This window comes from Arcticibacter sp. (assembly GCF_053551015.1).
In genome coordinates, this window is sequence record NZ_JBMQOB010000009.1 from 302,187 (window position 1) to 322,752 (window position 20,566).

General features: G+C 41.8%; 20 protein-coding genes. 15 read left to right on the forward strand and 5 right to left on the reverse strand.

The window, feature by feature from the left end:
- Nucleotides 1–84: 84 nt before the first annotated feature.
- The 11 genes from trxA (at nt 85) to ACO1NU_RS06710 (ending at nt 12,021) form a co-directional block, all read left to right on the forward strand.
- The gene (gene trxA, locus ACO1NU_RS06660) at nt 85–405 is read left to right on the forward strand and encodes a thioredoxin (RefSeq protein ID WP_448817691.1); all 321 of its coding nucleotides are present in this window, start codon (nt 85–87) and stop codon (nt 403–405) included.
- 53 nt (nt 406–458) lie between these two features.
- On the forward strand, nt 459–1,403 hold the full coding sequence (locus ACO1NU_RS06665; protein WP_448817692.1) for a DUF58 domain-containing protein: 945 nt from the start codon (nt 459–461) through the stop codon (nt 1,401–1,403).
- A 277-nt stretch (nt 1,404–1,680) separates the two neighbouring features.
- Nucleotides 1,681–2,883 (forward strand): serine palmitoyltransferase, encoded by a 1,203-nt coding sequence (spt, locus tag ACO1NU_RS06670; protein ID WP_448817693.1) that lies wholly within the window; start codon nt 1,681–1,683, stop codon nt 2,881–2,883.
- A gap of 6 nt (nt 2,884–2,889) precedes the next feature.
- A complete protein-coding gene (locus ACO1NU_RS06675) occupies nt 2,890–4,011 on the forward strand; it encodes a hypothetical protein (RefSeq protein ID WP_448817694.1) in 1,122 nt (373 codons plus the stop codon).
- Nucleotides 4,008–5,006 (forward strand): NAD-dependent epimerase/dehydratase family protein, encoded by a 999-nt coding sequence (locus ACO1NU_RS06680; RefSeq protein ID WP_448817695.1) that lies wholly within the window; start codon nt 4,008–4,010, stop codon nt 5,004–5,006. Before ACO1NU_RS06675 ends, ACO1NU_RS06680 begins: the two co-directional genes overlap by 4 nt.
- A gap of 35 nt (nt 5,007–5,041) precedes the next feature.
- Complete coding sequence (locus ACO1NU_RS06685) at nt 5,042–6,370, forward strand: inositol-3-phosphate synthase (RefSeq protein WP_448817696.1); 1,329 nt, start codon at nt 5,042–5,044, stop codon at nt 6,368–6,370.
- 2 nt (nt 6,371–6,372) lie between these two features.
- Nucleotides 6,373–6,819, forward strand: a complete 447-nt coding sequence (locus ACO1NU_RS06690) for a phosphatidylglycerophosphatase A family protein (RefSeq protein WP_448817697.1) — start codon at nt 6,373–6,375, stop codon at nt 6,817–6,819.
- 5 nt (nt 6,820–6,824) lie between these two features.
- The gene (locus ACO1NU_RS06695) at nt 6,825–7,196 is read left to right on the forward strand and encodes a GtrA family protein (RefSeq protein ID WP_448817698.1); all 372 of its coding nucleotides are present in this window, start codon (nt 6,825–6,827) and stop codon (nt 7,194–7,196) included.
- Between the two features lie 2 nt (nt 7,197–7,198).
- Entirely contained in the window at nt 7,199–9,760 is a 2,562-nt protein-coding gene (locus tag ACO1NU_RS06700; protein ID WP_448817699.1) for a DUF5686 family protein, read from the forward strand.
- A gap of 33 nt (nt 9,761–9,793) precedes the next feature.
- Nucleotides 9,794–11,110, forward strand: coding sequence for a DUF4833 domain-containing protein (locus ACO1NU_RS06705; RefSeq protein WP_448817700.1), 1,317 nt, complete (start codon nt 9,794–9,796; stop codon nt 11,108–11,110).
- Between the two features lie 122 nt (nt 11,111–11,232).
- On the forward strand, nt 11,233–12,021 hold the full coding sequence (locus ACO1NU_RS06710; RefSeq protein WP_448817701.1) for a phosphatase PAP2 family protein: 789 nt from the start codon (nt 11,233–11,235) through the stop codon (nt 12,019–12,021).
- Here ACO1NU_RS06710 and ACO1NU_RS06715 read toward each other — a convergent pair.
- Both ACO1NU_RS06715 and corA read right to left on the reverse strand, forming a co-directional pair.
- Nucleotides 11,990–12,388: a response regulator gene (locus ACO1NU_RS06715; protein WP_448817702.1), complete on the reverse strand. Its 399-nt coding sequence runs from the start codon at nt 12,386–12,388 to the stop codon at nt 11,990–11,992. The genes ACO1NU_RS06710 and ACO1NU_RS06715 overlap by 32 nt on opposite strands.
- 67 nt (nt 12,389–12,455) lie before the next feature.
- On the reverse strand, nt 12,456–13,409 hold the full coding sequence (gene corA, locus ACO1NU_RS06720) for a magnesium/cobalt transporter CorA (protein WP_448817703.1): 954 nt from the start codon (nt 13,407–13,409) through the stop codon (nt 12,456–12,458).
- 39 nt (nt 13,410–13,448) lie between these two features.
- On the opposite strand from corA, the gene ACO1NU_RS06725 reads away from it, so the two are divergent.
- The gene (locus tag ACO1NU_RS06725) at nt 13,449–14,411 is read left to right on the forward strand and encodes a TIGR01212 family radical SAM protein (protein WP_448817704.1); all 963 of its coding nucleotides are present in this window, start codon (nt 13,449–13,451) and stop codon (nt 14,409–14,411) included.
- Here ACO1NU_RS06725 and ACO1NU_RS06730 read toward each other — a convergent pair.
- Complete coding sequence (locus ACO1NU_RS06730) at nt 14,396–14,875, reverse strand: SRPBCC family protein (protein WP_448817705.1); 480 nt, start codon at nt 14,873–14,875, stop codon at nt 14,396–14,398. The two genes, ACO1NU_RS06725 and ACO1NU_RS06730, sit on opposite strands and share 16 nt — an antisense overlap.
- A gap of 323 nt (nt 14,876–15,198) precedes the next feature.
- On the opposite strand from ACO1NU_RS06730, the gene ACO1NU_RS06735 reads away from it, so the two are divergent.
- The 3 genes from ACO1NU_RS06735 to ACO1NU_RS06745 all read left to right on the forward strand — a co-directional run bounded on the left by ACO1NU_RS06735 (nt 15,199) and on the right by ACO1NU_RS06745 (nt 18,703).
- A complete protein-coding gene (locus ACO1NU_RS06735) occupies nt 15,199–16,599 on the forward strand; it encodes an ammonium transporter (protein ID WP_448817706.1) in 1,401 nt (466 codons plus the stop codon).
- Nucleotides 16,600–16,712: 113 nt separating this feature from the next.
- A complete protein-coding gene (locus ACO1NU_RS06740; RefSeq protein WP_448817707.1) occupies nt 16,713–17,819 on the forward strand; it encodes a porin in 1,107 nt (368 codons plus the stop codon).
- Nucleotides 17,820–18,013: 194 nt separating this feature from the next.
- Nucleotides 18,014–18,703: a tyrosine-protein phosphatase gene (locus tag ACO1NU_RS06745; RefSeq protein WP_448817708.1), complete on the forward strand. Its 690-nt coding sequence runs from the start codon at nt 18,014–18,016 to the stop codon at nt 18,701–18,703.
- 473 nt (nt 18,704–19,176) lie between these two features.
- Here the strand turns inward: ACO1NU_RS06745 and ACO1NU_RS06750 are convergent, their stop codons facing one another.
- Entirely contained in the window at nt 19,177–19,407 is a 231-nt protein-coding gene (locus ACO1NU_RS06750; RefSeq protein ID WP_448817709.1) for a hypothetical protein, read from the reverse strand.
- Between the two features lie 184 nt (nt 19,408–19,591).
- Nucleotides 19,592–20,494 carry an aldo/keto reductase gene (locus ACO1NU_RS06755; protein ID WP_448817710.1) on the reverse strand — a complete coding sequence of 301 codons (903 nt, stop codon included), beginning with the start codon at nt 20,492–20,494 and terminating at the stop codon, nt 19,592–19,594.
- Between the last annotated feature and the right edge of the window lie 72 nt (nt 20,495–20,566).

The following is a 20,566-nucleotide window of genomic DNA, read 5'->3' on the forward strand; positions in this document are numbered from 1 at the left end:
CTGCATGTCACAATGTCTTTTTAAACTTGTGGTAAGATTATTGTATAACTAAATTTGATAATAGAACCTGTAAATAATTAAACAATGGCTATAGAAATAACAGACGCAAACTTTGACGAAGTAGTTCTGAAATCTGATAAACCCGTATTGGTTGACTTTTGGGCAGAGTGGTGTGGTCCTTGCCGTATGGTGGGTCCGGTAGTAGAGGAGTTATCGAAAGAATACGAAGGTCAGGCAGTAATTGGTAAGGTGAATGTTGATAACAATCCTGCAATTTCTACCAAGTTCGGTATCCGTAACATTCCTGCATTACTGTTCTTCAAGAACGGTGAGATCGTAGACAAGCAGATTGGAGCAGTTCCTAAATCAGTGTTAGCTGATAAACTGGTTAAGCAATTAGCTTAATATTCCGATAAAACACATAAATTAAGCCGGCTAATCAGCCGGTTTTTTTGTTTATGGAAAAAAGAGCAAGCGCTACAGTTACGAGATTGGAAGAAATCAGCGCAGAGGGTTTTATTAACCTGCAGCTGCTCGCCAGGCAAGTAGTTGAAGGTTTCATTACAGGCCTTCATAAGAGTCCATTTCACGGGTTCTCAGTGGAATTTGCCGAGCACCGTTTATACAACGCGGGAGATTCGATTAAAAATATCGACTGGAAGTTATATGGCAGAACTGATCGCTTGTTTGTAAAGCGGTTTGAGGAGGAAACAAATCTCCGCTGTCAACTCGTGGTCGACGTATCCTCATCCATGTATTTTCCCGAGGGAGCTGCGAATAAGCTGTTGTTTTCCATCTGTTCGGCCGCAGTTCTTATGGAACTGTTCCGAAAGCAACGAGATGCGTTCGGACTGAGTTATTTCTCAAATACGCTGGAATTTTCGTCCGCTGCGGGATCAACATCGGCTCATCAGAGTTTTTTACTCGCAGAGTTGCAGAGGCTTATTGCCCGGGAGCAGCCACTCAAGCGAACTTCGCTCGTGGCAGCTTTGCATGAGCTTGCGGAGCATCTTCACAAACGGTCTCTTGTTGTTATTTTTACAGATCTCTTCGATTCGTCTGCGGACCCAGGCAACTTTGATGAACTTTTCTCTGCTTTACATCATCTGAAGCACAACAAGCATGAGGTTATCCTCTATCATGTGCTTGATCACCAGACCGAGCTGAATTTCCAGTTTCCTGAGCGGCCATATCGTTTTGTAGATATAGAGACCGGAGAAGAGCTACGGTTGAATCCTTCTCAGATCAGGGAAACTTTTAGGGTTAGTGTAGCCGAAAGTCTGAAAGCGTTAAAGCTAAAATGTGCGCAGTATGCGATTGATCTGGTAGAGGCGGACTGCCGGGAAGGCTTCACACAAGTGCTTCATCACTATCTTGTTAAGCGGAGTAAGGTGGCAGGTTGATTAGCTTTTGTTCTGAATAGTTATTTTACTTCGGTATGATATTTGGTATGTGACTGAGTAACAGTGTTATTTGCTTGTGTTTGTTGATAAAATGCGTATTTTGGAAGGCGTTTTAGCAAATACGTGAACGAAATGTTTTCAGGTCGTTATTTAATCAAGCGATTTAACGTAAATTTGACCTTTTAATGTATATAGTCAAGAATGACAAAAAATACGAAATAAAATAGAACATTCACATAAATGAATTTTACTTTTACAAAAAATTAACTTCACCTTAATGCGTAAAAAATTACATGATCGGGTTCTTTCTTTTACAGAAGCATTAGAGATTAAAAGAAAGGGGTTGTATCCATACTTCAGGCCTATTGAATCCGGCCAGGATACAATGGTGTTTATAGATGGTAGGGAAGTTCTCATGTTTGGTTCCAACTCATACCTGGGCCTGACAAATCATCCTAAAATCAAAGAAGCTGCAAAGGATGCAATCGACAAATACGGTACAGGTTGTGCCGGGTCGCGTTTTTTGAACGGTACGCTTGATATCCATTTGGAATTGGAGCGTCGTTTGGCTTCTTATGTAGGGAAAGAGTCCGCTGTGATTTTCAGTACCGGCTTTCAGGTAAATCTGGGGGTTTTGTCTTGTGTGACTAACCGGAATGATTATCTGATCCTTGATGAATATGACCATGCTTCTATCATTGACGGAAGCAGGCTATCTTTTTCGAGGACTATTAAGTACGCGCATAATGATATGAATGACCTGCGCGCCAAGCTGAGTCTGTTACCCGAAGAAGCTGCAAAAGTTATTGCTGTTGACGGGATTTTCAGCATGGAAGGTGACATCGTGAAATTACCTGAGATCGTAGATCTGGCAAATGAGTTCGGTGCAAATATCTTTGTTGACGATGCTCATAGTCTCGGTGTTATCGGTCTGAATGGTGCAGGTACAGCATCACACTTTAACTTAACTGATGAAGTGGATCTGATTATGGGAACGTTCAGTAAGTCTCTGGCATCTTTAGGCGGCTTTATTGCTGCTGATGAGGATACTATAGATTACATCAAGCATCGTGCACGTTCTTTGCTGTTCAGCGCGAGTATGACACCAGCATCCGTAGCCAGTGTAATTGCTGCCCTGGATATCATAGAAAGTGAGCCGCAGATCATTGACAAGTTATGGGATAATACACATTATGCTAAGAAGCTGTTACTGGACGCAGGCTTTGATCTTGGACCAACAGAAAGTCCGATCCTTCCGATCTTTGTGCGTGATAACGACAAGACGTTTCAGGTAACGAACGATCTGTTGCAGGATGGTGTATTTGTTAATCCGGTTGTGTCTCCTGCTGTTCCTTCTGATTCATCTCTTTTGAGATTTTCACTCATGTCCTCTCACACATTCGATCAGATCGACGAAGCTGTTGAGAAGCTGACAAGAGCGTTTAAGAAGAGGGATATATTCGCTGATCTAAAAAGCTAGCAAGAAATGAGAGTGCTTGCCCTGGAAGGTCAGAAGAACCTCGGAAGTTTCATCGATTTTCCGCACGATCTTTACAAGGGGGACCCTAATTACGTCCCTGAGCTTTATATTGCTCAACGTGATATGCTCACTCCGGGGAAGCATCCTTTTCATGATCATTCAAAAGTTCAGCTGTTTCTCGCTTACGATCAGCACGATCAGGTATGTGGAAGAATTGCAGCGATATTAAATAATAATCACAACGCCTATAATCAGGCTACTGATGGCTTTTTTGGTTTCTTCGATTGTATAAACGACCAGGCCATTGCCAATGCCTTGTTTAAGGCAGCTGAAGAGTGGTTGAAGGCCCAGGGTGTTAACAGTTCCATAGGACCTGTTAACTTCTCGACGAATGAGACCTGCGGTCTCCTGATTCAGGGATTCGACTCTCCGCCAGTTGTGATGATGCCTTATAATTTCCCGTACTATCTTCAGCTTATTGAGGGTGCGGGATACTTAAAAAAGGTGGATCTTCTTGCATATGATGTGCCGTACGCTACTCATAACGACCGCTCAGTAAAGCTCCTGGATACTTTGCAGGCCAGATTGAAGAGAAGTAATATCACCATCAGGAAAATCAATGTTAAGGACTTCAAGAATGAAGCTGCCAAGCTCAGAGAAGTATACAACGCGGCCTGGGACCAGAATCTCGGCTTCGTTCCGATGACTGAAAAGGAGTTTGATCACATGGCTAAAGATCTTAAACTTATCCTTAATCCTGAGTTCTGCCTGGTTGCAGAGCAGGGAGACCGGTTTGTTGGATTTGCTCTTGGCCTGCCTGATCTCAATCAGGTGTTGAGAAAGGTGAAGAGAGGTCGCTTACTGCCTTTTGGGATATTCAAAATTCTGTTCGGGCTGAAGAAGATTGACTGGCTCCGTGTTCTTACTCTGGGAGTGATCAGTGACTATAGAAAGCTCGGTATCGAGGCCTGCCTCTATGGGTTGATCATCAGAAATGCTCTTGCCAATAATATCAAGGGCGCAGAATGTTCATGGATGCTGGAAGATAATTTTCTGATGAACAATGCGATCGAAGCCATCAACGGAACTGTCTCTAAAAAATACCGACTTTTTGAGAAGTCTATATGAAGAAAAAGGTCCTCATCACAGGAGCGTCAGGCTTTGTTGGTTCTCACCTGGTGGATATGGCATTAGCTGAAGGTTATGATGTTTATGCGGCTATAAGGTCTTCAAGTAACGTCAGTCATCTATCACACCTTCCGGTTACATGGGTAAGGCTCAGCATGTCGAATGTAGAGCTGCTCACAAGGGAATTGTCCGATCAGCGATACGACTATATTATTCATTGCGCGGGGTCGACAAAGGCAAAAACCGAGAATGACTATAATTATGTCAACGCAGAACTGAGCAGAAATCTAGCGGTAGCTGCACTCCATGCAGGTTTGCCGCTGAAGAAGTTTGTTTTCGTTAGTAGCTTGGCTGCTTTAGGACCGGTTGCTTATGACTATACCAGCTGCATCAGCCCCGACCATGTGCCGGCACCTGTGACTGCTTATGGAAAGAGTAAGCTGTTGGCGGAGGGGTATTTAAAAGAAATGAAGAATCTGCCACTTGTGATTGTACGGCCAACGGCTGTTTATGGTCCCAGGGAAAAAGATATATTCATCATATTGAAAACCATCTATTCCGGTTTGGAGCCCTACATTGGCAGAACTCCACAAAAGCTAACCTTTATATATGTGAAGGATCTCGTGAATGTGCTTTTGTCGGTTTTGAGGGACGATGTTCCCACTGGTAGGGCGTATAATGTTTCAGATGGACATGTTTATTCGAAATATGATCTTGCCGAGATTACAAAGGAAATCAGTGGCAAGAAGACCTATAAATTTCATATTCCAGTTCCGGTCGTGAGCGCAATTGCTTCGGTACTTGAGCTTGTGTACTCTTTCCGGTCTGATAGTCCGGCATTAAACAAGGAGAAGATCAACGAGCTGAATGCTGAGAACTGGTCGTGCTCGATAAGAGAACTGGAGAAAGATCTTGGGTTCATTGCGGACTACCCGCTTAAAAAAGGATTGAAAGAGACGTTGGACTGGTATGTGGAAAATAAGTGGTTGTCCTGAAATGAATCTACTTTAACAATAAATAAATCACAAAAATGAAAGAACAAGTAAAACCCGCAAACGGGAAACTTGGAATCCTGATTCCTGGTTTAGGAGCAGTGGCGACTACTTTTATTGCTGGTGTTGAGGCGGTAAAAAAAGGTATCGCACAGCCAATCGGATCGCTCACGCAGATGGGCAACATTCGTATCGGAAAAAGAACGGAGAACAAGAATCCAAAGATTAAGGATTTCGTTCCTCTGGCTGATCTTAATGATATCGCTTTTGGCGGTTGGGATGTATACGAAGATAACGTGTACATTGCAGCATCAAAGGCAAAGGTGCTTGATGCAGAACTGTTAAATGCAATCAAGCCGGAGCTTGAGGCATTGGTTCCGATGAAAGCAGCTTTCGACAAGCGTTTTGTGAAGAACCTGGACGGAACTCACGTTAAGTCTTTCACAACTAAAGCAGATCTTGCACAACAGGTAATTGAAGATATCCGCAACTTTAAAGTGGAAAATAACTGTGAGCGCCTGGTGATGGTTTGGTGTGGATCAACGGAGATCTTTCAAGAAGTAACAGATGTTCACCAGAGCCTGGAAGCTTTTGAGGCCGGACTACTTGCCAATCATCCGGATATCTCTCCAAGTATGATCTACGCATACGCAGCTCTTAAAGAGGGTGTTCCTTATGCTAACGGTGCTCCAAACCTGACTGTAGATACCCCTGCTTTATTGGAACTTGCAGCATTAACTGGTACGCCTATCGCGGGAAAAGACTTTAAAACAGGTCAAACCCTAATGAAGACTATCGTAGCACCTGGATTGAGTGCAAGAGCATTAGGTGTACGTGGATGGTTCTCAACCAATATCCTTGGAAACAGAGACGGTCTGGTACTTGATGATCCGGATAACTTTAAGACTAAGGAAGTTTCTAAGCTGAGTGTTCTTGATGAAATATTCAGACCAGAAGCTAATCCGGAGTTATATGCTGATATGTATCACAAGGTTCGTATCAATTACTACCCGCCACACGGGGATAACAAGGAGAGCTGGGATAACATCGACATTTTTGGATGGTTAGGTTATCCTATGCAGATTAAAATCAACTTCCTGTGCAGAGACTCCATTCTTGCTGCTCCGATCGTTCTTGACCTTGCATTGTTTATGGACTTGTCTAAGCGTGCAGGTATGACAGGAATTCAGGAGTGGTTATCGTTCTACCTGAAGTCACCTCAGACTGCAGAAGGGCTTCGTGCAGAACATGACATTTTTAAGCAGCTAATTAAAATGCAGAATACGCTCCGTCACATAATGGGAGAAGATCTTATTACCCATTTAGGCCTGGACTACTATCAGGATCTGGTAGATGCTATTCAGTAAGAATGTATAAATTAATTTCCACAAGTCTGGGTATAGGCTACATCAAAGGTGGCGGAACCATCGCATCGGTGTTCTGTTGTATCTGTTTGTATTTTACCCGGTCTTGTGGGATTATAAGTCCCTGGTTATCGGTTCTTATCGCTTTGCTTATTTTTGGAGTCGGAGTATATTCGGCGAGCAAGGTCGAGGAATATTGGGGAAAAGATAACTACCGTGTAGTTATTGATGAGATTGCCGGTATGTACATCACCATGATGTTTATACCTTTAACTGCGACAACGTTAATAGCAGGTTTACTGCTTTTTCGCCTTTTTGACATTACAAAGCCCTTTTTTATCAGGAAACTGGAAAAACTGCCAGGCGGGGTGGGAGTAATGATGGATGACGTTCTGGCAGGAATTTACGCCAATCTTGTACTTCATCTCGCTATATTTGTAAGTCTTCTGTAAAATCAATGCTCAAACTAATAAAAGCTCAGGTTGCCTCATTAACTGGCACAGCAATTGACTTTTTAACCACAATAGTCAGTGTGGAATTTTTTCATCTCTGGTATGTCACGGCTAACATCGCCGGCAACGTATTAGGAGGGATAGCCAACTTTACACTGGGTAGAATATGGGTGTTTCAGGCCCGTGGTGAAAAGGTACATTTGCAAGCTTTTAAGTATATATTAGTTTGGATAGGGAATATCGCACTTAATACGTCAGGTGTTTATGCGTTTACCCATTATTTAAGTTTATCATACATATATAGCAAAGTAATTGTATCAATAGTGGTAGGCATAGGCTGGAACTATTTTTTACAAAAATATTTTGTCTTCAAATAATCGTGAATTTAAAAATCAAGTTTTCCCGAATCAACATCCTGACCCTTTTACTCGTTTTTGTGACACAGCTATTGTTGGCACAGACCACGGAGATTAAAGGCACGGTACTCGATGCCAGAACAAAGGAAACACTTCCCTTCGTCAGTATAACGGTTCCAGGTACCAGGTTAGGTACGACTACAGACGTAGACGGGAATTTTTCCATGAAGCTGACCGGCCAGTACAAACAGATAGCTGTTACTTACGTTGGCTATGTGTCGCAAAATAAGGCTATTACTCCAGGAGTTCCGCAAACGGTTAAGGTACTGCTTAAAGCAGACGCTAATGTTTTGTCGGAAGTTGTCGTTAAATCAGGCAGAAGGAAGAAGTATAGCAATAAAAATAATCCAGCTGTTGAGCTCATCGAGCGGGTTATTGCAAACAAAGATAAGAACAGGGTAGAAGGATATAATTTTGCTGAGTACGAAAAGTATGAGAAGCTGACCTTTGCCCTGAGTGATCTTTCAGACAAGTTTAAAGAAAAAAGATTTTTTAAGAACTATCAGTTCTTGTTTCAGAAGCAGGATTCAGCCGCTATAGGCGGTGAGAGCATCCTGCCGCTTTATATGGAGGAAAAGCTCTCTAGAAATTATTATCGAAAGAGTCCTTCAAAAACCAAGACGAAGATTTTGGCAACGAAGAAGGTTGATTTTGACCCTAAATATATTGATGCGCAAGGGGTGAGTGCTTACATGAACCGGATGTATCAGGACATTGACATCTATGATAACAATGTTTTTGTTGTAAGTAACCAGTTTCTCAGCCCTATCGCACCAACCGCCCCATCGTTTTACTTGTTTTTTATAACGGATACCGTTTACCGGGATAATCAAAAGTTGATTGAGCTGAGCTTTGCTCCCCGGAATAAGGGGGATATGCTATTTCAAGGAAAATTATATGTCACGCAGGACGGTAAGTACGCGGTCAAGAATGCGCTTCTGACTGTGCATCGAAATATCAACCTGAACTTTATCAGGGATTTCGAATCAGACCTTGACTTTGACCGTGATACCAAAGGACAATATTATCTCAGCAAGACGAATCTGAAGATCAATTTTGGTATTTCAAAGAATAAGGGCACGGGTGTGTTTGGCGAGCGAACTGTCTCCTTTAAAGATTACGTGCTGAACAGGCCCATTCCAGACAGCGTGTTTACAGGCCCCTTGGAAGAAGTTGTTCAACAGGTGGCAGGCAATTCTGAGCAGTTCTGGCAGAATAAGCGTCATGAGCAGCTTGCAGAAGGAGAGAAGGGAATTTACCGGAATATTGACAGTCTGCAGAACATGAAGTCGTTCAAGCGTACTGCAGAGATTGCTACTTTGCTGCTTGCCGGATACAAGTCTTTAGGGCCTGTTGAAATAGGACCAGCGAACACGTTTTACAGTTTCAATCCGGTGGAGGGTTTCAGGCTCAGGCTGGGCGGACGTACAACGACCGAACTGAGCAAACGATACTACTTTGAGGGTTACGGTGCCTATGGGTTTAAGGACGAAAAATGGAAATATTTTTTGAGTGGAACGTACTCTCTTAATAATAAATCCATTTATCAGTTTCCACAAAATTACATACGAGCAAGTTTCCAGCGAGATACTAAAATTCCGGGTCAGGAGCTTCAGTTTGTTCAGGAAGATAACTTCCTGCTGTCATTCAAGAGAGGTGAGAATGACAAGTGGTTATACAATGATATTTTTAAGCTGGATTACGTTAGGGAATTTGAAAATCACTTCTCTTATTCGGTCGGTTTTAGGAAATGGAATCAAAAGGCAGCAGGATCTCTTGAGTTTGCAAAGTTTGAAGATGGTGCTTTGCGGCGTCTACCTGATTTAAATACCAGCGAACTTTCGCTCGAGCTAAGATGGGCGCCTAATGAAAAGTTTTATCAGGGTAAGTTATATAGGGTGCCTGTGCCAGGACCTGAGCCTGTGTTTACAGCAAGGTACACGGCGGGTATAAAAGGGCTTTTGGAAGGCCAGTATAACTATCATAATTTGTTAGGTAATATTTCAAAACGCTTCTACCTGTCGCAATTGGGATACTCGGATGTGACTGTGGAAGCTGGAAATATATTTGGTCAGGTACCGTTTCCTCTGCTTGCCATTCACAGAGCGAATCAAACGTACGCGTACCAACTTAATTCGTATAACTTAATGAACTTTCTTGAGTTTGTGAGTGATCATTACGCGAGCCTTAACATCGATCATAGTTTCAATGGATTTTTTCTGAACAAGATACCACTGGTCAGGCGGTTAAAGCTTCGTGAAGTGATTAGCTTCAAAGGCCTATATGGTGGATTGAGAGATGAGAATGATCCTTACCAGAACCAGTCTTTGATGGTGTTTCCATCGAACGACGCGGGTGTGAGGAATACTTATACCCTTGAAAAGCAACCATATATTGAAGGTAGCGTTGGTCTATCTAATATATTTAAAGTCCTGCGGATTGATCTGGTCAAGCGATTTAATTATCTTGATAATCCTGATGTTTCAGAATGGGGCATCAGAACACGCTTCAAATTAGATTTCTAAGCTTACCTTTGTGTTATTAAATAATTAAAATATATGTCTTTTGAGTCTGTCAGGACCAGTCTGCAATTAGGAATTTATAAAGTCATCAATCCTTTTGTCAGATTACTTATTAAGCTTGGACTCACCCCCAATGCAGTAACCACAATCGGGTTGTTCCTAAATATCGGTGTGGCGGTGATTTTTATACTTGGTGCTGAAAAAGGAAACAGAGGAGATCTTCAGTTTGTGGGCTGGGCAGGCGCCCTGGTTTTATTTGCGGGTGTTTTCGACATGCTGGACGGCCAGGTCGCCAGGATCGGTAATATGAAGTCGACATTTGGGGCGATGTATGATTCTGTTCTGGATCGCTACAGCGAATTGATTTTATTTCTGGGTATCTGTTATTACCTCATCTCGCATCATTATTTTTTAAGCTCTCTTTTTGCATTTATCGCTATGATTGGGTCTATGATGGTGAGTTATACCCGGGCCAGAGCAGAGGGCTTAGGAGTAGAGTGCAAGGGTGGCTTTATGCAGCGTCCGGAGCGAGTTGTACTCATTGGAATTAGCGCGATAATTTGCGGAATCTCTTCGAAGTTTATCGGAGGAGATTACAAACTATATATTCCCGGACTGCCGATTCAGGTCTTCGAAACAATATCCATTTTTACGGTGCCTATCACTGTTATGGCGATCATGACCAATATGACTGCTTTTAAGAGGCTGATGGACTCTAAAAAGGGGCTCGACCAAAAGGATGCAGAAGAAGCAGATCTCAAAAAAGATGGCTCGGTGACAACCTTAGGTGTATTTTTCGCCATGTTTCTTTCCTTTGCAGGAGATGGCGCTGTATTCGCGGCACCTACAAGGGGTTTAGAGGAGAGTGTGAAGACGGCGATGTATCCTCCCGGCTTCCCGGTTCCAAAAGGCGTTAGCAATCAACTTTTCTATCTTCAGCGGGATCCCAATACAAACACCATTATCTGTCAGCTTAATGTGGATGAGGATGGCGTTTTGGATCAAAAATCGCCGGTAAACGTGTTTTGGCTTCGCTATGCCGAAGGTGGAAAACGGACAGAGCTTAATTATATACAGCGTAAGTTTGCTTATGGGGTGACCTCTAAGCAGCTCAGTCCGGAAAAGTACGAGTTGAAGTTTGTGTCTTACGGTAAATATCCGATGTATCTGATGAAGGGCAAGGATAAGAAGTATCACGTATACTCCAAAGTTGCCAACAGACAGGCTATTTTAAATAGTGTTTATGTACATATAGTGGGTGGCACCTTTTGGGTTCCTAATGTAGTTTATGTTGAGTTTAAAGCGACTGACCCGGATACCGGCGAGCAGTTGACCGAGCGCATCAAAGTATAATGGGCATTTTAAGAAAACACAACCTGACTGTATCGGGGTTGTCTTTGTTATATCTCCTTCTTTCCTATTTTCTTATAGGGTTTAAGTCAGAGCAACTAGTTCTCATTGGATTATTTAATCTGATGTTCTACATGTCGGATGTCAGCAGGCGTGTGATTATCGGTTTTTCCATCTTCATTGTCTACTGGATTATTTTTGATTACATGAAGGCACTGCCGAATTATCTTTTCAATGATGTGGATATTGCAGGAATATACCATCTGGAGAAGAAATTATTCGGTATTTCCTATCAGGGTAGTTTGCTGACGCCCAACGAATATTTTTACGCCGAGAGAAAGATATTTCTGGATGTAGTGTCAGGTATCTTTTACCTGACCTGGGTCCCCGTGCCATTGCTTTTCGCACTTTATCTGTTCTTTACTCGAAAAGAGCAATTTCTGCGTTTTTCTCTTAGTTTTTTGTTTATCAATATATTAGGCTTTATTGTTTACTATATTCATCCTGCTGCACCGCCCTGGTATGTTCAGCAATTTGGATTTGAGTTTAATCCGGTGACCCTTGGAAATACAGCAGGACTTTCCCGTTTTGACAGTTATTTTGGAGTGGAAATCTTTAAGTCGATTTATGCAAAAAGTTCGAACGTCTTTGCTGCTATGCCTTCTCTGCATTCATCTTACCCCGTGCTTGTTGTTTATTACGGCCTGAAAAACCGTCTCGGCGCAATAAATGTATTATTCTCGGTAGTAATGGTGGGTATTTGGTTCGCAGCTGTGTATTCAGGACATCATTATGTGCTTGATGTACTCGCTGGGATAAGCTGTGCGATAATAGGTATCACTCTGTTTGGGTATTTGCTTAAGATGAAGTCTGTGCAGCGGTTTATTCAAACTTTATTGCGTGCCACTCAGTAGAAAGATCACCGACACCGATGATTTTACGGATATTTTCTTTCGACAACGGCTTGTTCAGGAACGCTTTTACGTTTGAGTAGGACTCTGCGGCAATCCTGTCTTCAGGGTTTATTGAGGAAGAGAGGATGATGACGTCTGTGTTGTTGTCCAGTTCCCTAAGTCCGTCGAGGAAATTCCAAGCATTCATAACCGGCATATTGATATCGAGCAGTACCAGTCTGTTACCTGTATGTTCCTTAACGTAGTTGAATCCGTTTACCGGATCTGTGAAAGAAGTTAGTATCTGATCTGCTTTTGCTGATCGGATAAGAACGGTGTGAATTTTATTCACTAATGGTTCGTCGTCGATTAAAATTATTTCTTTCACGATAAGGTGTTAAGCAGTAATGGTAAAGCAACGTACTTCGAGAGAAATTATTACTCAATATAGGGAATTAAAGCCAGTTTTTCTTTTTGAAGTAGACAAGCGTGAAAAAAGATGAGGCTACCATAAGCAAAATAGCTATTATGTAGCCCCAGCGCCATTCCAGTTCAGGCATAAACCGGAAGTTCATGCCATAAATACTTGCAATTAACGTAGGCGGCATGAACGCCACTGTGGCGACTGTAAATATCTTGATAATTCGGTTCTGCTCGATGTTTACAAAGCCCATAAAGGTGTCTTGCAGGTATTCGAGCCTTTCAAACGCGAATTTATTATGCTCTAGAATAGAGCTGATGTCTTTGATCATAATACGGAGGACAGTCATGTATTCCTCGGGAAAGGTGCTGCTCTTCAGTAGGGCTGATGTAAGACGTTGCTTGTCAATAATATTTTCCCGGAGCGACATGGATTCATTCTGGAAAGATGATATCTGAATGAGCACTTCTTCATCCGATTTCTTTTGTCGCAAAACCATTTCCTGGTTCAGGTTTGCTATTTTTCGAGCGAGTCCCTCAATAAGATCAGCGTCATGATCTATTGAAGATTCGAGGAGTGTTAAGAGGACCTGGTAGCCATTAGTAAAGGGTACGGGACTGCTTTTGATCTTTTTTACAGAATCGCTGAATGCTTTCAGGTCATCATACCTGTAGGTGAATAAAATTCCTTTTTCAACGATGATCGAGACGGGGCAATATTCATACCCGCCTGGTTTTATCGAGAGAAAGTTGCTGTTTATGACAAGCTCATCCTGAACCTCACTAAATCTGGACGAGCTTTCGATCTCCTGGGATTCTTCTTCCGAAGAATATTTGATGTCGAAATAGGTTTCTACCGTTACTTTTTCTTCTATCGTTGGATTCTGGAGGTCTACCCAGACCATGCTATTCATCGAAATATCTCTTAGATCCTCCAGATCTGTTTCTTTTACCAGTCTTTTGTCTTTTTTATAGTAGATACGCAGCATATCCAAAGTTACAATATCATATTCATTATCTTTGTACTGATGGACAAGCTGAAGACGGTAGATTACGGATTTAAGAGCTATAATTCTTATGGAGCCTACTTAAAGAAGAAGTATGCAGGAGAAAAAGTAGTCAAGATAATAGTTGACGGAGGATTCACTTGTCCGAACCGCGACGGGAGTAAAGGATATGGGGGATGCAGCTATTGCAATGTAGATTCATTTACACCCGAAACGACCAGGAAGTCGCCTGGAATTAAACAGCAAATAGAAAATAGTATCGAACGCGCGATTACTGGCTACAAGGCAGATAAGTTCATTGTCTACTTTCAACCCAATACAAATACCTATGCCCCCGCGCATTATCTGAAAATGATGTATGATGAGGCGTTGGCTGCCTGTCCCCCGGACAAGGTTGTCGGGTTGTCTATCGGAACACGCCCTGACTGCATCGATGCTGAAAAGGTTGCATTGCTAGAGAGTTATGTAGAAAGAGGTTTAGATGTAGACTTGGAGATGGGAATGGAATCGATCTACAATTCAACGCTGAGTAGGATCAACCGGGGCTGTACACATGAGGAGCTGGAAAAAGCCCTTGATCTTGTAAAGGATTCTCCACTTGATATTTGTGTTCATACGGTGTTTGGTTTTCCTTGGGAAACAAAGGAAATGATGTTACGCTATGCGGATGAGATTAATAGATTTCCGCAGATCAAGTTCGTTAAGCTCCATCAGTTGTATGTAGTAGAAGGTTCAATTATGGGGGTTCAGTACAAAAGAGAGCCTTTCAAACTATTCTCTCTTGAGGAATATGCGGAGTTTCTCTCTGAGTTCATTCCTTTGTTAAGGCCGGATATAGTTGTTCAGCGTTTATTTGGAATATCTGATATGGAGCTGCTTATTGCTCCAAACTGGGGATTGAAAAAATCAGGTATTCAAACTTTCTTAGATAAACATTTGGAGAAGAAAAGTGTGGAGCAGGGATCGCTTTACAATCCTTTTTGATCGTACTCCCCAAATAATTCATTTATTTTTTGCTTTCTGTAGTTGAAAATATCAAGGATTCTGTCTCTTACGATTAGTTCATGTGTTAGTTTGCCAATGATTCCGTAAGGAATCGCATAAGAGAGGATGTCTGTCATCTTCGTTCCTCCACTAATTTCTTCGAAGTGATGCTGGTGGTGCCATAGAGCAAAAGGACCAAACCTCTGCTCGTCTATAAAATACCTGTGATGTTCTATATGGGTTATTTCGGTTAGCCAATCCATTTTAATTCCTAAAAGCGGGGTGATTTTGTACCCAATCAATATTCCCGGGTACATTTTTTGATTTTCATCCAGTTCGCTGACTATTTTGAAGCCCATTGAAGGAGTTATCCTGGCTAAGTTATGCGGAGATGAAAAAAAATCCCAAGCTCTCTCCAGGGGCATCGCCAAGTGCTGTGCGAATCTTAAGGTGTATACTTTCATTGATAGAAAACAGTTAAGTCTTGAAAAAGATTTTATTTAGTTGGTCTAGTGAAAAGTGGAATATAGATAGGTATGTCTTGCTTTATCTGTTCTTTTTACTGTTTTGTATCTTGGATTTGTTTAATATTCTGTGTTTTTTGTGATTTATTCTCAATTTTTCTGTTTTATTGCCGAAATAAATGGCGTTTTAGAATAAAAAACGTTTAAAAAATTATGATATATCTAAATTTTGCCTATTTTTATTTTAAAATCAACACAAAAACACTAAAACATCTTCAATCTGGTTAACAAAAAAAAGTTTTAAAACCACAAAACCAACAGACATGAGCAAAAGCGTAGTTAAGCAAACCATTCCCTTTATGTTATTACTGCTGGCGGCAGTAGGGGCCGTTTTTATTCCTTCACTTCCACATTTTGATGACGGTGGGAAAATTTACAATGGTGCAGATATCGCCTGGGTTCTTACAGCCACAGCACTTGTATTTCTTATGACTCCAGGCTTAGCCCTTTTTTATGGAGGTATGGTACATCGCAAAAATGTATTATCTACGATGATAAAAAGCGTGGTGTCGGCAGGTATCGTATCCGTACTATGGGTAGTAGTTGGATTTAGCCTTTGTTTTGGCGAGTCAGTCAATGGAATCATAGGAAATCCGTCTACTTACATGTTTTTTCAAGGTGTGAATTCAGGGGCTCCCTGGGCAGGTGGTCCGACTATTCCTTTAACTCTATTCTCCGTATTCCAATTGATGTTTGCCATCATTACTCCAGGTCTGGTTGTTGGAGCAGTTGCGGGTAGAATCAGATTCATATCTTATATCAGCTTTATTGCGCTGTTTATGTTATTCGTTTATGCACCACTTGCTCATTGGAGTTGGCACCCTGAGGGCTTTCTCTTTAAAATGGGGGCTCTCGACTTTGCTGGTGGCACTGTAGTGCATATTTCTGCCGGTTGTGCCGCTCTTGCAGGTGCAATGGTTTTAAAACGTCGTAAAGCGCATATTGAAAAGAAAGAAGTACCTCCTGCTAATATACCTTACGTTTTGATCGGAACGGGACTACTCTGGTTCGGTTGGTTCGGCTTCAACGCAGGTTCAGCTTTGGCAGCAAATTCTCTGGCGGTATCAGCATTTGCCACGACAAATATCGCGGCCGGTGCAGCGGGCTTGGCATGGATGTTTTTCGATGTCCTAAGAGGTAAAAAGCCTTCTGTGCTCGGATTTTGCATCGGTGCTGTTGTGGGGTTGGTTGCTATCACTCCGGGAGCTGGATTCGTAGCCATACCGCAAAGTATTTTCATCGGATTTGCGGCGGCCATTGTTTCTAATATTGTAGCTCACAAAATAACTAACTCGAAGATAGATGATACTCTAGACGTATTCGCATGTCATGGTGTTGGAGGGATGGTTGGTATGCTCCTGACCGGACTTTTTGCAACAACAACTGTAAATGGAGGTGGAGCGGACGGATGGTTTTATGGCAATCCTGAGTTTTTCTTCACTCAGTTAAAAGCGATGACAGTGGCTGTTGTTTATAGTTTCAGTGTGTCTTACGCGATATTTAAATTGATTAACCTTATTCAACCAATGAGAGTGACGAGTGAAGAAGAAGAGCTCGGTCTTGACTCGACACAGCATAATGAAAAATACATGCAGGGGGCGCTACTTGTAACTAAGAACGGAGTTCTTGTAGACGAAGATGTGAAAGAATCAGAAATCCTCTAGCCTCTGCAGGCGCGTTGCTAAACCTTCTTATCAAAAATCCGCAGGGTTGATGGGGCCCCTAAGCCCTGCGGATAATATCCTATCGAACCTTAAACAATTAAACTATTATTGACATGCTTAAAAAAATTCTAGCTGCTATGTTTATAGCGGCGGTGGCAGATACTGCCCTTGCTCAAGACAGTACAAACGTTTCGCCTTTGGAGATTTCAGGATCTGTAGATGCATACTACAAGTATGATTTTGCGGGATTAAAAGGAGGATCAGGAAATATTCCAACCTATTTCAATAGCGACAACAACTCCGTTTCCTTAGGTATGGTCGATCTTATGCTGAGAAAGACTACGGGAAAGGCGAGTTTTGTTGGAGAATTGTCTTTTGGTCCACGTGGTCAATACCAGTCCATAATGAATGGTGATGGTTCGGATGGTAATAGTTTCCATATCCAAAATTTGTATATGACATATGCATTTACGGAAAAGTTTTCATTAACAGGGGGCTTTATGGGAACGTTTATCGGATACGAGGTTATTTCTCCCGCTGCGAATTTCAATTATTCCACTTCTTATCTTTTTGGTGCAGGTCCGTTTCAGAATGCAGGTATCAGGGCTAACTATGCTGTGAGCGACCAGGTGGGGTTAATGGTCGGCGTATTTAATGATTGGAATACATATCGGGATTTTAATGGTGTATCTCACTTTGGCGCACAGTTATCAATATCGCCAGTGGAAGGATGGACCGCATACTTAAATGTTTTAACTGGTCGATCAGCTAACGTCACCGTTGTTGATGATCAGCTTGGGGAGGTAGTTGTTCCAGGTTCAGAGCAGCTTGGCTCAGGCACGATCGTAGATCTTACGACATCTTATCAAGTGAGCGAAGCATTTAAACTTGGTTTGAATGCGGCTGATTACTCGATGCCAAATGACAATGCAGGCGGTATGGGTTACAGTGGAATTGCTCTTTACCCGCAATATGCAGTTTCCGAGAACTTCCTGATCGGTTTACGGGGAGAGTATTTCAAATCGAAAGATGTAGGAAACCAGGAGGGAGGTTCAATAACAGCTCTGACAGTATCTGCAAACCTGAAGGCGGGCGGCTTAACCTTTATTCCAGAGGTGAGATTTGACCGGACCTCTGATGCTGATACGTTTTTCAAGAAAAATGGTGATTTTACCAAGAACGCCTCTCAGTTTTCACTTGCCGCGGTTTTTGCTTTCTGATAGCTGTATTTTTTACACACTTAATAAATTATTATAAAGAACGTTTACATCAAACAATAAAGATTAATGTTGGTTTAGTGTTGTTAGAGAGGGATAAGCTATATGCTTTCCCTCTTTTTATTTCGTTAGCTTTGTACTCTATGTTCTCATTTGATTTCTTCTTTAAGCAGCCAAAATCACTAACGTTAGACTGGATGGGAGTTGATATGCATTCGCATATTCTTCCAGGAATCGATGATGGCTCGAAAGATATCAAGAGTTCTGTTGCTTTTATCCGCGGGCTAATGGAATTGGGTATTGATAAATTTATCTGTACACCTCACATTTTTACGGAGGTTTATCCCAATAGCAGGGAGACCATTTTTCCGGCTCTGGAAAGTCTCAGGACCGAATTAAAGACCCAAAAAATAGATGTGCAAGTAGAGGCCGCAGCTGAATATATGTTGGATCTTGACTTTCTCGAGCTATTAAAGGCGGATAGCCTACTTCCTCTGCGTAATAGGCACGTTCTGGTTGAAATGTCCTATCAGGTTGAAACCAGGAATGTTGATCAATTTATTTTTGATTTGAATATTAAAGGATATCAGCCAGTTCTTGCTCACCCTGAAAGGTATATCTACTATCACGGTAATTTTGAGCAATACCGGAAGATGAAGGACCAAGGCTGTATCTTTCAGGTAAACATGCTTTCGCTTGCCGGGTACTATGGAAAAGGTGTCAAGCAAATGGCTCTCCAATTGTTGAAGGAAAAGATGATTGATGTTATTGGAACGGATCTCCATCATATAAAGCACCTGGAGTATATTACAAAGTTCGTCAGGAGTGGGGCAGCAGGAAAGCTCCTCGCTGAATATCCTTTCCGGAACAATGAACTATTTCGGTAGTTACATGTCGAATCCTCTAAAGCTGAGGGAACTTGGTTGAACGGAAAACCCCTCTCAAGGCTGTATAAGGTGTTTTTTGATTAAAAGCTTGCTAAAAATACTTTCAAAATGGATCCCCTTGAGGGATAATTCAACGAAAATTAACAAACCTTAACATTTTCTTAAAAGTTTAGAAATAGGAAACTCGTAATAAAATTTCTCGTTTATTTACAATATAAACCAGAGAGGAATTATGAAAGCAAATGAGATACTCCAAGGACCTGAAGAGCCCAGAAAAATTACGATTTTAGCATTTATTATAGGCAACGCAGTGGCATTGCTGACATTTATCGCACCCCTTGTCTTATATATACTCGCTAAAGAATTCTAAACGCATCCTTTCGAGAAATACTGTTGTTCAGTACATCTCAAGAGAATGCGTTTAAGAAGTGTTTGTACTTATACAACTAGTATAGTAATCTCAAGGCATGGTGTTAGTCCCAACCTGATCCTTTTTTTGCATTTCCAGCTTTGATGTGTTCCTCGGCCTTTGTTTTTCCGAGTATAGCTGCCATTTTATTGCCGTCCTTATCTTTTCCCGTCGCAATGTATCTCCCGGACTTTACGTCAATTACTGGATCGATCATCGGAACGTTCTTCGTCTTTGTCTTTACAGAATAAGCGGTGATGCCTTCTGATTCCTCTTTTGCTTTTTTCGTTGTCATAGGATATGTATTAGACTTTAATGATCAATAAGTCTCTAAAAGCAAAATTGTTTTCTCAAATAGAAGGATTTATAAAATAAAATATCAAAGATGACCGGAGTCATTTTTCAGTAGTTCAGTTACCTGTATTTTTGAATATAAATTATTATTGAAAGGAATTGGTTCGGGCCCCCTGCCCGAACCTTTATTTTAAATGGACATCTTCCCTTGATGTGGCATATAACTCGTACCAATCCTGATGATCCAGTTCAATGTCGAATGCCTTTACGATATTCCGAATTCTTTGTTCTTCTCTTGTTCCTATCAGCGGAAGGGCTCCCAGCTTAATCAGCCAGGCTACTGCTACCGATTCGATCTCGATTCCATACTTAAGTGCGATCTTCTGCAGCTTGTTGCGCACCTTGATAGCAAGATCATCTTTACCATGTGCAATCCGGCCGTCTGCAAGGGGGGCGGATGCGAGCGGTTTCATATATCGCTGCTTAATGTAGTCTATTTGTCCATTGTCCAGAGCTGAGGTGTTTAAGAGGTTCAGTTCGATATGATTGGTAACAATGGGCGTACTCAGAAACGAAGCGAGCAGCTGATGCTGGAATACAGAGAAGTTTGTGATACCGATGTTTTTGACTTTACCAGAATTCTTCAGCTGCATAAGCGTAAGTGCGGTCTCTTCTATGTTCGATATCGGATCAAGATGATTAAGCAGGAAAATATCAATGTAATCAGTCCGCAGCTTACGCAGCGAATTCTCCACTGACTCTATAATGTGTTTGCTGGATGTATCATAGTGCTTTATGCGGACGCCGGGTTGGCTGCTATGGGGGACTCTCAATCCACACTTTGTAAATATTACAAGATCTTCTCTCCGGAAGGATTTTTGGCTAATTACGTTGCCGAACAGCTCTTCACATTGATACGATCCGTATGAGTCACCATGATCGAATGTGTTGATACCCAGTTCGAGGCATAGATTAACGATGCGTTCCATGTCTGCGGAAACGTTGTTTGCCTCATCATTCCATCTATAGAATCCGTAAACAGCCGAGGAGACTTTCGGTCCTGCATCACTTAGATATGTTTTTTCCATGATTGTAATCTTGATTTGCAATAATATCTAAATAAGCTTCACAAAAGAAATATTTTTAGCTCCGGATAACAC

Excerpts from the sequence above, each read along its gene's own strand:
- ACO1NU_RS06730 (WP_448817705.1), bottom strand. The coding sequence starts at position 14,875 with ATGAAAGTATACACCTTAAGATTCGCACAGCACTTGGCGATGCCCCTG.
- ACO1NU_RS06725 (WP_448817704.1), top strand. The coding sequence starts at position 13,449 with ATGGACAAGCTGAAGACGGTAGATTACGGATTTAAGAGCTATAATTCT.
- ACO1NU_RS06735 (WP_448817706.1), top strand. The coding sequence starts at position 15,199 with ATGAGCAAAAGCGTAGTTAAGCAAACCATTCCCTTTATGTTATTACTG.
- ACO1NU_RS06705 (WP_448817700.1), top strand. The coding sequence starts at position 9,794 with ATGTCTTTTGAGTCTGTCAGGACCAGTCTGCAATTAGGAATTTATAAA.
- corA (WP_448817703.1), bottom strand. The coding sequence starts at position 13,409 with ATGCTGCGTATCTACTATAAAAAAGACAAAAGACTGGTAAAAGAAACA.
- ACO1NU_RS06750 (WP_448817709.1), bottom strand. The coding sequence starts at position 19,407 with ATGACAACGAAAAAAGCAAAAGAGGAATCAGAAGGCATCACCGCTTAT.
- ACO1NU_RS06695 (WP_448817698.1), top strand. The coding sequence starts at position 6,825 with ATGCTCAAACTAATAAAAGCTCAGGTTGCCTCATTAACTGGCACAGCA.
- trxA (WP_448817691.1), top strand. The coding sequence starts at position 85 with ATGGCTATAGAAATAACAGACGCAAACTTTGACGAAGTAGTTCTGAAA.
- ACO1NU_RS06690 (WP_448817697.1), top strand. The coding sequence starts at position 6,373 with ATGTATAAATTAATTTCCACAAGTCTGGGTATAGGCTACATCAAAGGT.
- ACO1NU_RS06755 (WP_448817710.1), bottom strand. The coding sequence starts at position 20,494 with ATGGAAAAAACATATCTAAGTGATGCAGGACCGAAAGTCTCCTCGGCT.
- ACO1NU_RS06740 (WP_448817707.1), top strand. The coding sequence starts at position 16,713 with ATGCTTAAAAAAATTCTAGCTGCTATGTTTATAGCGGCGGTGGCAGAT.
- ACO1NU_RS06710 (WP_448817701.1), top strand. The coding sequence starts at position 11,233 with ATGTTCTACATGTCGGATGTCAGCAGGCGTGTGATTATCGGTTTTTCC.
- ACO1NU_RS06685 (WP_448817696.1), top strand. The coding sequence starts at position 5,042 with ATGAAAGAACAAGTAAAACCCGCAAACGGGAAACTTGGAATCCTGATT.
- ACO1NU_RS06680 (WP_448817695.1), top strand. The coding sequence starts at position 4,008 with ATGAAGAAAAAGGTCCTCATCACAGGAGCGTCAGGCTTTGTTGGTTCT.
- spt (WP_448817693.1), top strand. The coding sequence starts at position 1,681 with ATGCGTAAAAAATTACATGATCGGGTTCTTTCTTTTACAGAAGCATTA.
- ACO1NU_RS06675 (WP_448817694.1), top strand. The coding sequence starts at position 2,890 with ATGAGAGTGCTTGCCCTGGAAGGTCAGAAGAACCTCGGAAGTTTCATC.
- ACO1NU_RS06665 (WP_448817692.1), top strand. The coding sequence starts at position 459 with ATGGAAAAAAGAGCAAGCGCTACAGTTACGAGATTGGAAGAAATCAGC.
- ACO1NU_RS06745 (WP_448817708.1), top strand. The coding sequence starts at position 18,014 with ATGGGAGTTGATATGCATTCGCATATTCTTCCAGGAATCGATGATGGC.